At 71.6% G+C, this 11948-nt stretch carries 10 protein-coding genes; 3 read left to right on the top strand and 7 right to left on the bottom strand.

The annotated features are described in order from the left end of the window. Window positions 1-113: 113 nt before the first annotated feature. Both K1J60_RS07815 and K1J60_RS07810 read left to right on the top strand, forming a co-directional pair. Window positions 114-1598, top strand: a complete 1485-nt coding sequence (locus K1J60_RS07815; RefSeq protein WP_220651333.1) for an AlkA N-terminal domain-containing protein — start codon at window positions 114-116, stop codon at window positions 1596-1598. Between the two features lie 62 nt (window positions 1599-1660). Continuing rightward, a complete protein-coding gene (locus K1J60_RS07810) occupies window positions 1661-2152 on the top strand; it encodes a methylated-DNA--[protein]-cysteine S-methyltransferase (RefSeq protein ID WP_220645543.1) in 492 nt (163 codons plus the stop codon). 21 nt (window positions 2153-2173) lie between these two features. On the opposite strand, the gene K1J60_RS07805 is transcribed toward K1J60_RS07810, so the two are convergent. The 4 genes from K1J60_RS07805 to K1J60_RS07790 all read right to left on the bottom strand — a co-directional run bounded on the left by K1J60_RS07805 (window position 2174) and on the right by K1J60_RS07790 (window position 7442). Beyond that, window positions 2174-2908: an SIR2 family NAD-dependent protein deacylase gene (locus tag K1J60_RS07805; RefSeq protein WP_220645542.1), complete on the bottom strand. Its 735-nt coding sequence runs from the start codon at window positions 2906-2908 to the stop codon at window positions 2174-2176. Between the two features lie 56 nt (window positions 2909-2964). Beyond that, window positions 2965-5394: a protein kinase domain-containing protein gene (locus tag K1J60_RS07800; protein WP_220645541.1), complete on the bottom strand. Its 2430-nt coding sequence runs from the start codon at window positions 5392-5394 to the stop codon at window positions 2965-2967. A 394-nt stretch (window positions 5395-5788) separates the two neighbouring features. Further along, window positions 5789-6280: an NUDIX domain-containing protein gene (locus K1J60_RS07795; RefSeq protein WP_220645540.1), complete on the bottom strand. Its 492-nt coding sequence runs from the start codon at window positions 6278-6280 to the stop codon at window positions 5789-5791. Between the two features lie 64 nt (window positions 6281-6344). After that, complete coding sequence (locus K1J60_RS07790) at window positions 6345-7442, bottom strand: ADP-ribosylglycohydrolase family protein (RefSeq protein ID WP_220645539.1); 1098 nt, start codon at window positions 7440-7442, stop codon at window positions 6345-6347. Between the two features lie 200 nt (window positions 7443-7642). On the opposite strand from K1J60_RS07790, the gene K1J60_RS07785 reads away from it, so the two are divergent. Next, window positions 7643-8812, top strand: a complete 1170-nt coding sequence (locus K1J60_RS07785) for a glycerate kinase (RefSeq protein WP_220645538.1) — start codon at window positions 7643-7645, stop codon at window positions 8810-8812. 3 nt (window positions 8813-8815) lie between these two features. Here the strand turns inward: K1J60_RS07785 and K1J60_RS07780 are convergent, their stop codons facing one another. From K1J60_RS07780 to K1J60_RS07770, 3 genes are all read right to left on the bottom strand, one after another. After that, window positions 8816-10039, bottom strand: a complete 1224-nt coding sequence (locus tag K1J60_RS07780) for an alpha/beta fold hydrolase (RefSeq protein ID WP_220645537.1) — start codon at window positions 10037-10039, stop codon at window positions 8816-8818. A 204-nt stretch (window positions 10040-10243) separates the two neighbouring features. Continuing rightward, entirely contained in the window at window positions 10244-11065 is an 822-nt protein-coding gene (gene pssA, locus K1J60_RS07775; RefSeq protein ID WP_033529828.1) for a CDP-diacylglycerol--serine O-phosphatidyltransferase, read from the bottom strand. A 37-nt stretch (window positions 11066-11102) separates the two neighbouring features. Beyond that, entirely contained in the window at window positions 11103-11759 is a 657-nt protein-coding gene (locus K1J60_RS07770) for a phosphatidylserine decarboxylase (RefSeq protein ID WP_078531507.1), read from the bottom strand. Window positions 11760-11948: the final 189 nt, after the last annotated feature.

Genomic DNA, 11948 nt, shown 5'->3' with positions numbered 1-11948 from the left:
CGGTCCCGCGGTCCCCAGGCCTCTTCAGGGGCCCCAGGCCACTCCACGCTGATGTCGGATTTCCGCCAGCCCTGCCTCCTCCCCTCCCCGATGCTTGAGTCATGCGGAACGGGATGTACGCGGACACGGAGCGGTGTGTGCGGGCCGTGCGGTCGAAGGACGCGCGGTTCGACGGGTGGTTCTTCACGGCCGTGCTGACCACACGGATCTACTGTCGGCCCAGCTGCCCGGTGGTGCCGCCCAAGGCGGAGAACATGACGTTCTACCCGAGTGCGGCGGCCTGCCAGCAGGCCGGGTTCCGGGCCTGCAAGAGGTGCCGGCCGGACACGAGTCCGGGGTCACCGGAGTGGGACCAGCGGGCGGACCTCGTGGCGCGGGCGATGCGGCTGGTCGGGGACGGGGTCGTGGACCGGGAGGGCGTGCCGGGGCTGGCCCGGCGGCTCGGCTACAGCGCCCGGCAGGTCGAGCGGCAACTGCTGGCCGAGCTGGGCGCGGGCCCCCTGGCACTCGCCCGGGCGCAGCGGGCGCAGACCGCGCGGCTGCTGATCGAGACGACCGCGCTGCCGATGGCGGAGATCGCGTTCGCCGCCGGGTTCGGGTCGATCCGGACGTTCAACGACACCGTGCGGGAAGTCTTCGCGCTGTCGCCCAGCGCACTGCGCGAGCGGGCCGCACGGTCGGCCCGCCGGCGCTCCGACTCCCCGGGCGCATCAGGGGTGTTGAGCCTCCGGCTGCCGTTCCGGGCCCCGCTCAACCCCGACAACCTCTTCGGTCACCTCGCCGCGACCGCCGTACCGGGGGTGGAGGAGTGGCGCGACGGCGCGTACCGTCGCACGCTCCGGTTGCCGTACGGTCGCGGCATCGTCGCCCTCACGCCGGAGCCCGACCACATCGCCTGTCGGCTCATCCTCGATGATCTGCGTGACCTGCCCGTCGCCATCAGCCGCTGCCGCCGCATGCTCGATCTGGACGCCGACCCGGTCGCCGTCGACGAGCAGCTGCGCACCGACCCCGTGCTCGCTCCGTTGGTGGACAAGGCACCGGGGCGCCGGGTGCCGCGGACCGTCGACGAGGCCGAGTTCGCCGTACGGGCGGTGCTCGGTCAGCAGGTCTCCACCGCCGCCGCCCGGACCCACGCGGCCCGGCTGGTCGTCGCGCACGGCGAACCGGTCGACGATCCGGAAGGGGGCCTCACCCATCTCTTCCCGTCTCCCGGGCAGCTGGCGGCCGTCGATCCCGAGACCCTCGCGATGCCGCACACCCGCCGGACCACCTTCACCACCCTGGTACGGCAACTCGCCGAAGGAACACTGCACTTGGGCGTCGACAGCGACTGGGCCGAAACCCGTGCCCGGCTCCTCGCCCTGCCCGGGTTCGGCCCCTGGACCGTCGACGTCATCGCCATGCGCGCCCTCGGCGATCCGGACGCCTTTCTCGCCGGCGACCTCGGAATCCGGCGCGCGGCACGGGAGTTGGGCCTGCCGTCCACCCCGGCCGCCCTCGCTAACCGGGCCGAGGCCTGGCGGCCGTGGCGGGCGTACGCGGTCCAGTACCTCTGGGCGACGGACAGCCACCCCATCAACTTCCTGCCCGTATGAGCCAGTTCCGGTGTCGGCCCGTCCGCCGGACGCCGGCCGACCGACCTCGCGAGGACCACCCCATGCAGCAGCAGAAGCGGCACACCGTCGTCGACAGTCCCTACGGCCCCCTCACCCTCGTCGCCGACGACGGTGTCCTGTGCGGGCTCTACATGACCGAGCAGCGCCATCGCCCGCCGGAGGAGAACTTCGGCGAACGCGACGACTCCGCCTTCGCCGAGCCCCGGGAACAGCTGGACGCCTACTTCACGGGCGAGTTGCGGGTGTTCACCCTCGAACTCAGGCTGCGGGGCACCCCGTTCCAGCGTCAGGTCTGGGAACAGCTCGTCCGGATCCCCTACGGCGAGACCCGCTCGTACGGCGAACTCGCGGGCGCCCTGGGCAACCCCAAGGCGTCCCGCGCGGTCGGTCTGGCCAACGGCAAGAACCCCGTCGGCATCATCGTCCCCTGCCACCGCGTGGTCGGCTCCGACGGCAGCCTCACCGGATACGGCGGCGGCACGGAGCGCAAGCAGCGCCTGCTGGACTTCGAACGGGGCACGGCACTCTTCTGAGCGGCCCGGCCCACGGGTCCCTCAGTCGCTCGCCGCGCGGATCCCCCGCAGCACCTCGGGCAACGCCGTCCCGATCGGCTCCCGTACGACCTCGTCCGCCCGCTCGTCGTACGGGGTCGGCTCGGCGTTGACGATGATCAGGCGGGCCCCGTGGTCGGCGGCGACGCCGGCGAGCCCGGCGGCGGGCTGCACCTGGAGGCTGCTTCCGACGGCGATGAAGATCTGGCAGGCCTTGGTGATCGCCACGGCCTCGCCGAGGACCACCGGGTCGAGGCGCTCGCCGAACATGACGGTGGCGGACTTCAGCACGCCCCCGCACTCCAGGCAGGGCGGATCGTCCTCACCGGCCTCGACCCGGGCGAGCGCGTCCTCCATCGGCATCCGGGCGTGGCACCCGACGCACACCACGGACCGAGCCGAGCCGTGCAGTTCGAGAACCTTGCGGGCCGGCATCCCGGCCAGCTGGTGCAGCCCGTCCACGTTCTGCGTGATCACCCGCACCGGCACCCCGGACCGCTCCAGCTCGGCCACCGCCCGGTGCGCCACGTTCGGCTCGGCCCGCAGCGTCCGGTTCTGCCGCCGCATCTGCCAGGAACGCCGGCGAATCTCCGGATCACCCATGTAGTACTCGTACGTCACCAGCTTCTCGGCCTCCGGATCACGTCGCCACAGCCCGTTCGGGCCTCGGTAGTCGGGGATGCCGGAGTCGGTGGAGATGCCTGCGCCACTGAGCAGGGCGACGAGGGGCTTGTTCATGGGGCGAGGGTAGGTCGGCTGTTCGGCCGGGGCGAGCGGATATCGGCGTGGCGCGGTCAGGGGGCGGGCAGGCCGTACGTGCGGTCGTAGTGCTGGGCGACCAGGACGCCGCTGTGGTCGCAGGCGAGTTGCCAGTCGTTGAAGCCGGTCTCCAGGCCGTCGGTGAAGTTCCACAGGAGTCTGCCCTTGGCGGCGCCGATCGCGTAGAAGCCGTCCTTGTTCTTGTAGGCGGGAACGTAGACCGCGTCGGGCCCCGCCGTGATCGGCTGGTCGATGTTGAGGCGCGGGGTGGGGCAGAACCAGCGGCGGGCACCGGTGCCGGCGTTGAACGCGTACACGCCGGCGGGGTCCGTGCCGGTGACGTAGACGGTGTTGCCGTAGCCGCCGAGGGAGGCGAACATGCCGCGCTCGGGCTTCACCCGCCAGCGGACCTTGCCGGTGGTGAGGTCCAGGGCCTTGAGCTCCTGGCCGATGACGAACACCGAACGGTTGACGACGGCGAGGCCCGGCCGCAGGTCGTAGCCGACCGGGTGCTTCCACAGAACGCCGGAGCTGGTGGTGTCCCGGACCGTGACGTTGCGCAGTCCGTCGGCGTAGACGAAATAGCCGGGGATGATGACCGGCGCCAGCTTGACGCCCACGTCCTCCGGGCTGATGGGGATGACCTCGGCGCGGCGGGCCGCGAGGTCGACCCCGAACACCGTGTCCGTGGACGTCGCGACGCCCTGCTCCTCTGACTCGCGCCGGAGCCGGACGCCGATGACGGAGATGGCCCGGTCGTCGACACCGCCGAGCAGGGTGATGAAGCGGAAGTCCGGCCCGAAGTCGATGGTGAAACGTTCCGTTCCGTCGAGCGGGTCGACCCCGATCACCGTCGATCCCTCGCCGAGCGCGATCGCCGCGTCGAAGGCCAGCACGGCCGGGGTGGGCGACTGGCTGATGCCCTCGTAGATCCATCTGGGCCGGGTGCCGTCCTTGAGGTCGAGACAGACCAGGTCACCCGGGCGGGTCTTCACCAGGGCCGTGCCGGCGTTGAAGACGGCGGGCGCCTGGAGCAGCGGACCGCTGCGGTAGGTCCACAGCGGCTTCGGAGCCGGGCCCGCGGGCTCGGTGGAACGCACGGCCGACGCCTTCCGGCGGCTGAGCACCAGGCCGGCACCGACCGCGGCCGCGGCGGAACCCGCCGACACGGTGAGGACCGTACGCCGCGACGGACCGGGCCGTGGTACGGCACGACGGTGCCCGGAGGCGCGGTACGGCTCCGGCTCCCCGGGAGCGGAACGGGGCTCAGCGCCCGCGGAGGGCGCCGCTCCGACCGACGACTCGCCGCCGGTCCGGCCCGAGCCGTCGTAGGGGCTTTCGTACGGGACGTTGTACGGGGCGTCGTACGGGCCGCCGGAGTTGCTCGTCGACGGACTGTCCGTGACGCGAGACACCTCCGCCGGCTCGAAGTCGTAGGCGGCTCGACCCCCCTGCGCGTCGTACGCGGCGCGGTCCGGCCGGGGCGCGTAGGCGAGACGTTCCTGCTGGAAGTCGTACGCCTCCCGCTCCCGTTCGGCCTCGGTGGAGCGGTAGACGACCGGGCCGTTCGGACCGGTTTCGAGGCTCTGTACCGCCGCCGCGCGGAGGGCGACCGAGGAGGCCACCGACGGGGGCAGCCAGCCGTCTGCCGTCAGGTGCTCCACACCGCCGGGCGCGCAGGCGGCGGCCAGCTTGTCCGGGGTGATCCGCAGCCGGGGGTCCTTGGTGAGGCAGAGATTGATGATCTTGTCGAGCGGTTCGGGCACACCCGTCAGATCGGGTGTGCTGTGCACCACCTGGTACAGGAGCGTGGCCGCCGCGCTGCCGCTGAACGGGGCATGCCCGGACGCGGCGAAGGTGAGCACCGAGCCCAGCGAGAAGATGTCCCCCTCGGGGCCCAGCGGCTCGCCCGTGGCCTGCTCGGGACACATGTACTCGAAGGAGCCGAAGAGCGCGCCGGAGCGGGTGAGATCGTAGCCGTCGCTCGCCCGGACGATGCCGAAGTCGATGACGCGCGGGCCGTCGGCGGCGAGCAGCACGTTGGAGGGCTTCAGGTCGCGGTGCACCAGCCCGGCCGCCTGCACCGAGATGAGCGCCTCGGCGATGCCGGCACCCAGCACGAGCACCGACTCCACCGGCAGCGGGCCGTGCGCGGCGACCGCCTCGGCCACGGTGGGGCCGGCGATGTAATCGGTGGCCAGCCAGGGGATGGGGGCCTCGGGGTCGGCGTCGACGACGGGCGCGGTGTATCTGCCGCCGACCGCCCCGGCGGCCTCCACTTCACGGCGGAAGCGGACGCGGAAGTTCTTGTCCCCCATCAGCTCGGGACGGATGGCCTTGACCGCGACGGTCCGCCCCTGCGGGGAGCGCGCCAGATAGACCCGTCCCATCCCTCCTGCGCCGAGCCGCGCCACGAGACGGTAGGGACCTAGCTCCTCGGGATCGTCTGAGCCCAGTGGTTCCATGACCTCAGCTGCCTGTTCGGTGATGACGGGCGGGAATCGGCCCGCAGGTGGGGGGAGACCGACTGCTCCGGGCGGCTCCCGGTGACCGTTCCCCCAGGGGCTCCGGATCTCCCGGCGCCACGGCCCGCCCCCGGGCCGCCGGTCACGGGTGTCCCAAGTGCTGCCCCGGTTCCCGAGTGAGGCAACGGGGCGCGATCGCTCGGACGGGGGTGACGTCAGCCTAGATGCTGAAGTGACAAACGGGCAGCGTTTTCGGCCAGCGCTTTAAACTTCCATTAAGTGGAAGGTTCATTCATTTAACGTTCTGTGCAGGGCCAGTTGACGCGAGGTCAGCTGACTCCTGTCAACGGTGGGCCGCGGCCGGACGGCATCGCGGTGGCCGGTCCTCGCCCGTTCAGACGACCCGCTCGCCGTTCTCCAGCTCGACCGGCCCCGTGCCCTCCGCCAGCGCGTCGAGGGCGGCGAGCACCCGGGAGCCGAGCGGTCCGAGAAGATACCCGGAGAGCTCGGCGCGTGGGACGAGCCGCCACGACAGCAACTCCTCCTCCTGCAACCGGATCCGCTTCAGATCGTCCTCGTCGAGCACCCCGCCGTCGTACACGTACGCCACCAGCGGCGGCCGCCCCACGCCCTGCACCCAGTCCACGGCGAGCAGCCGCCCCGGCTCGACGTCCAGCCCGATCTCCTCCAGCGTCTCCCGCCGGGCCCCCTGCCTCGGGGTCTCGCCGTCCTCCGACTCGATCGTCCCGCCCGGAAGGGCCCATCCCGCGCGGTAGTTGGGCTCGACGAGGAGCACGCGGCCCTCGGCGTCCCGGAAGATCGCGGCGGCGCCGGCGAGGACACGGGGCAGGCTCGCGATGTATGCGGCGAAGTCCTGAGTGGTCATCCGCCCAGCGTAGACGGCCCGCGAAGGCGGGAGATCGGCGCTCGGGGAGCGGAAGGACCGGCGCTCAGGAGCCGAAGTCCTCCGCCAACCGCACCGTGCGCTCCGCGAGTTGGCTGATGCGCACCCCGTCGAAACCGAACACGGCGCTGCGCACGGTGTCCTCCAACGGGTCCTTCCACCGGTCCGGGATCGCCGCCGCCCCGCACAGGACGCCCGCCACCGAACCGGCGGTGGCACCGTTCGAGTCGGTGTCCAGGCCGCCCCGGACGGTCAGCGCGAGGGTGCGGGTGAAGTCGCCCTCGCCGTACAGCAGCCCGGCCGTGAGCACGGCCGCGTTCGGTACGACGTGGATCCAGCCGAGCCCGGCCGTCTCCTCGTCCACCGTCGTGAGCGTCTCCTCCCAGGGGAGTCCGGCGTCGTACAGCGACACGACCCTCCGCACGGTCCGGGCCAGACGGCTGCTCGCCGGGATCACGGCCAGCGCCTCGTCCAGGGCCGCCCGCGCCCCCGGTGCGGTGAACGCCGCCGCGATCAGTGCCGCCGCCCACATCGCCCCGTACACACCGTTGCCGGTGTGCGACAGCACCGCGTCGCGCCGGGCCAGCGAGGCCGCACGCCGGGGCCGGCCCGGGGAGGTCCAGCCGAAGACATCGGCACGGATGAGGGCGCCGATCCACTCCTGGTAAGGGTTGTCGTAGGTGGCCGTCAGCGGTGGCTTCAGCCCGCCGGCCAGGTTGCGGTACGCCGCCCGCTCCGCCGTGAACGTCTGGAGGTACGGCAGCCGCAACAGCCACAGGTCACCGACCTGCTCGGTACTGAACGCGAAGCCGTGCGTCTCCAGCAGGTGCAGCCCGAGGATCGCGTAGTCCACGTCGTCGTCGCGGCAGCTGCCGTGGATCCGGCCCCGTACGCAGGTGCGCCACTCCGGCCGCAGCGCGAGCCTGTCACTCTCGGTGACCGGCTCCGGGAGGTAGTCGGTGAGCGGCAGAGCCCCCGCCTGCCGCAGATAGCGGTCGATCCGCTCCCGCGTCCACACCAGCCCCTGCTCGACCGGCTTGCCGAGCATGTTCCCCGCGATCCGGCCGAGCCAGCCCCCGAGCACCCGGTCGGCGAGCTCGGCACCGACCGGAGGCGTGAGGGGGGTCGTGGTCGTGGGCGTCATGTTCGAAGGTCTACCCGATTCCGCCCGATTCCGCGCACGGTCGCCCGGCGAGGCCCGTCGGGTGGCCGGTGCCTGCTGTCCGGTGCGTGGTGTTCGGTGGGCGGGACGGGGGCATGACGTACCGGGGCCGGGGCGGTTAGGGTCACAGCGGCGCGACTGCCTTGACGTGCGCAAGGCCCGACGAGCGAGGGGAACGCAAGGTGGCGAACGCCGCAGTGGACGGGATCGACACGGACACGGCCGACCCGCGGGTGCTGATCGCCGCGGACAAGTTCAAGGGCACGCTGACGGCCGTCCAGGTCGCCGAGCGGGTCACGGCGGGCCTGCGCCGGGTCCTGCCCGACCTGGAGGTCGAGGCACTGCCGGTCGCCGACGGCGGCGACGGCACGGTGGCCGCGGCGGTCGCGGCCGGTTTCGGACGGCGCGAGGTACGGGTCGCCGGCCCGCTCGGTGAGCCCGTCACCGCCGCCTTCGCGCTGCGCGGTGACACGGCCGTCGTGGAGATGGCCGAGGCGAGCGGGTTGCAGCGACTGCCCGCCGGGGTCTTCGCACCGCTCACGGCCTCCACGTACGGCTCCGGAGAGCTGTTGCGCGCCGCGCTCGACGCGGGCGCCCGCACGATCGTGTTCGGCGTCGGCGGCAGTGCCACGACGGACGGCGGCGCGGGCATGCTCGCCGCGCTCGGCGCGCGCTTCCTGGACGCGACGGGGGAGCCCGTCGGGCCCGGCGGCGGAGGCCTGCGCGACCTGGTGACGGCGGACCTGTCGGGCCTCGACGAGAGGCTCACGGCGGTCGACCTCGTGCTGGCGAGCGACGTCGACAACCCGCTGACGGGCCCGAAGGGCGCTCCGGCCGTGTACGGCCCACAGAAGGGCGCGAGTCCCGAGGACGTGGCGACGCTGGACGCGGCCCTGACGCACTTCGCGGCCGTGCTGGAGAAGACGGCCGGGCCGCGCGCCGCCGAGCACGCCCTCGCCCCCGGCGCGGGCGCCGCGGGCGGCATCGGCTACGGCGCCCTCGTCCTCGGAGCCCGTTTCCGCCCCGGCATCGAGGTCATGCTCGACGTCCTCGGCTTCGCGCCGGCGCTGGAGAAGGCCACGCTGGTGATCACCGGCGAGGGCTCCCTCGACGAGCAGACCCTGCACGGCAAGGCCCCCGCCGGGGTCGCCGCGGCCGCCCGCGCGGCCGGCAAGGAGGTCGTGGCGGTCTGCGGCCGCCTGGCCCTCCCACCGGAGGCCCTGGGCCGCGCCGGTATCCGCCGGGCGTACCCCCTGACGGAGGTCGAGCCGGACGTGGCACGCTGCCTCGCCGACCCGGGGCCGATCCTGGAGCGGGTGGCCGAACGGATCGGCCGGGACTTCCTGACCTGACCTCTACGGCAAGTGGATCAGATTGCCGTCGAACTCCCTGAAGTAGCTGCCGCTGCTGAGCCCCTCCACCTTGCCGTTCTTGAACCACTGCCTTGAGAAGCGGTGGATGTCCTTGGCGACGGTCTCCCACGCCAGGGAGTGGCCGGAGCCCTCGAAGCAGAACATGAGCTTCCGCGAGCCCTTGACGGCCGTGTAGAGGTCCGGAACGGAGAAGTGGAGGATGTCGGGCATCGGTGTCCGGGTGATGGCGGTCCGGTCCAGTTCCCCGTAGAGGATGAGCACGGGGACTCTGTCGCCGAGCACGTACTTGCCATCCTTCTTGTATGGCGCGGTCTGGTTGTTCCAGCCCCACCAGTAGGTGTTCCGGTACCGCAGGACGCCCTCGGGATCGCCGTTCACCTTGGGGCCCCACTTGCTGCCGAGGGGGTCGTCCTCCATGCAGGCGGCCCACACGCGATCGGCGATCCCGTCCTCCCACAGCGTGGGGGTACTGGTCAGCGACTGCTTGAATCCACTCCTGCTGGCCACGTGCATCGGGAATCCGAACAGGTGGGGCGGCTTGCCGACGGGCAGTGTCGCGGCTTCGGCAGGGCGCCCGAAGGGGTTGTCAGGGTTGCCCGACCAGCGTCCTCGCGGCGGGAACATCGGAGCGAGCAGGAACAGGCTCTCTACCTCCTCGGGATGCTTGAGGGTGTAGGGGCCCATGACGAACGCGGCCGCGGACCAGCCGACGAAGCGGATTCGCTTGCTCTCGCCGACCTGGGACTTGATGAACTTCACCACGGTCGCCAACTCCGCCTCGTCACTCTCCGAACTGCCCAGCTCCGACCGGTACGTGGGCTGGCCGGTCGCCGGGATGGTGTGGTCGACGAGGACCGCTTGCTGCTGTGCCGGGTTGGCGTTGTACGGATTGTCCATCTGCCCCGGACGGGGCGACCGGCCGGAGCCCTGGAGGTCCAGCAGGAAGACGTCGTAGCCGGCCGCCGCCAGTTCCTGCGCCCAGCTGTACCGGTTGGGGTCGCCGCCGGGCACGGGTGCGAGGTCGAAGCCCGGCAGAACCGGCACGCTTCTGCCGTGCAGCATCAGCACCGGCTCGCGATCCTGCGCCTGGCCGTTGCCGGGGGTGCCGTCGTACTCCCGGACGGGCAGCTCCAGCTCGATGTCCTTGGTCGCCGGAACCGTCGAAGTGTGCTTGACCTTGTGCTCTCTGAGTTCGTACGAGGTCATGCTCTGCTCCTGACGCTCGAAAGATGCCAAGTGATGTGAAACCCACCCCTTTCCACCGTCCCTCCCATCCTCACCCCCAGCAACTGGAGCTCCACACGAGGTAGTTGACCCCTCAAGGGCAAACCCCGACGCCCTTGAACACGAAACGGGTGTGGCCCGAGCCGAATCGGCTCGGGCCACACCCGTCAGTGCTGGAGCGGAGCGTCAGGGCAGCTGCGCCGCCCGCGCCTCGCGCCGGTTGTCGCGGAAGTTGTTCACCCGGCGGGCCGTGGCGAACAGCGGGATCACCGCGCCCATGACGAGCTGCAGCGCGCAGCCGGTCTGGAGCAGCAGCTGACCGCCGGGGGCGTCGAAGGCCCAGGCCGCCAGGAGGCCCATCGCGAGGACGATCCAGGTGAGCACCGCGCCCGCGAGGGGACCCCGCGGCTTCGGGTACTCGACGCGGCTCACCATCAGCCACGCGACACCGACGATGGCCAGGAGCGTCGCCACGAAGGGCAGCTCCAGCAGCACGATCGAGATGACCGTCAGCGCGCCGAACGGCGACGGCATGCCCTGGAAGGTGCCGTCCTTCACCGTCACGCAGGAGAATCTCGCGAGCCTCAGCACCACGGCCAGCAGTACGACGATCGCCCCCACCGCCGCCACCCGCTGGTGGGCGTCGTCCGCGACCATGCCGTAGACGAGGACGAAGTACGCCGGCGCGAGGCCGAAGCTGATCAGGTCGGAGAGGTTGTCCAGCTCCGCGCCCATCGGCGAGGAGCGGAGCTTGCGCGCCACCAGCCCGTCGAACAGGTCGAAGATCGCCGCGCACAGCATCAGGATCACCGCGGTGGCCGCGCTGTGCCGGGCCATGCCCGACTCCTGGCTGCCGGTGAGGTGCGGGATCAGGATGCCCGTGGTGGTGAAGTACACCGCCATGAAGCCGCACGTGGCGTTGCCCAGGGTGAGCGTGTCCGCTATCGACAGGCGGAGCGACAGCGGCATCTCCTCCGCGTCGTCCTCCACCTCGTCCACGTCGGGCACCCAGCCCGCCCCGGTCTGGCCGGGTTGGGTCTCCGGATCAGTCACGGTCAATGCGAGTCACCCCAGCCACGGTCTTCTGGCCCACCTCGACGTCGATCTCCACGCCCTCGGGCAGGTAGATGTCGACGCGGGAGCCGAAGCGGATCAGCCCGATCCGGTCACCCTGCTCGACCTTGGTGCCCTCGGGGATGTACGGAACGATGCGGCGAGCCACGGCGCCGGCGATCTGGATCATCTCGATGTCACCGAGTTCGGTGTCGAAGTGCCAGACGACACGCTCGTTGTTCTCGCTCTCCTTGTTGAACGCCGGTACGAACCCACCCGGGATGTGCTCCACGGACGTCACCGTGCCGGAGAGCGGCGCGCGGTTGACGTGGACGTTGAGCGGGCTCATGAAGATCGCGACGCGGGTGCGGCCGTCCTTCCACGGCATGATGCTCTGCACCACTCCGTCGGCGGGCGAGATGACCCGGCCCTGGGCGATCTCACGCTCGGGGTCGCGGAAGAACCACAGCATGCCCGCCGCCAGCGCGGTGGCGGGTACGGCCACGGCCCGGGCGGCGCCGGAGCGGCGCGAACGGGCGAGGCTGAGTGCTGCGGTGGCGACGGTCGGGAGAAGCCACGGCGATGCTCCGCGCGCGAGCCGTACGCCGGCCAGGCTGTCGCGTGGTGCAGAGGTTTGGCTGTGGGGCATGGATGACCTTCGTAGCGGATGATGCCGCGCGGTGACTGGGGACGGCGGCTTTCACGGGATCGTACCGGTCGCGGACCGCAACTGGGCAAGCCAAGAAGCCGAGTCGACGGCCGAAGAGTGCTGACGGGGTGTGATCTTCTTCTCGAAGAAAACACCCCGAACCAGACATCCGACCCTGGACCAACCGCG

It is taken from the genome of Streptomyces akebiae (assembly GCF_019599145.1).
GTDB lineage: Bacteria > Actinomycetota > Actinomycetes > Streptomycetales > Streptomycetaceae > Streptomyces > Streptomyces akebiae.
This window is presented reverse-complemented; position numbering and strand designations above follow the sequence as displayed.

Bases quoted from the DNA above. Each gene is read 5' to 3' on its own strand.
- K1J60_RS07815 (WP_220651333.1), top strand. From the start codon at position 114: ATGTACGCGGACACGGAGCGGTGTGTGCGGGCCGTGCGGTCGAAGGAC.
- K1J60_RS07810 (WP_220645543.1), top strand. From the start codon at position 1,661: ATGCAGCAGCAGAAGCGGCACACCGTCGTCGACAGTCCCTACGGCCCC.
- K1J60_RS07805 (WP_220645542.1), bottom strand. From the start codon at position 2,908: ATGAACAAGCCCCTCGTCGCCCTGCTCAGTGGCGCAGGCATCTCCACC.
- K1J60_RS07800 (WP_220645541.1), bottom strand. From the start codon at position 5,394: ATGGAACCACTGGGCTCAGACGATCCCGAGGAGCTAGGTCCCTACCGT.
- K1J60_RS07795 (WP_220645540.1), bottom strand. From the start codon at position 6,280: ATGACCACTCAGGACTTCGCCGCATACATCGCGAGCCTGCCCCGTGTC.
- K1J60_RS07790 (WP_220645539.1), bottom strand. From the start codon at position 7,442: ATGACGCCCACGACCACGACCCCCCTCACGCCTCCGGTCGGTGCCGAG.
- K1J60_RS07780 (WP_220645537.1), bottom strand. From the start codon at position 10,039: ATGACCTCGTACGAACTCAGAGAGCACAAGGTCAAGCACACTTCGACG.
- K1J60_RS07770 (WP_078531507.1), bottom strand. From the start codon at position 11,759: ATGCCCCACAGCCAAACCTCTGCACCACGCGACAGCCTGGCCGGCGTA.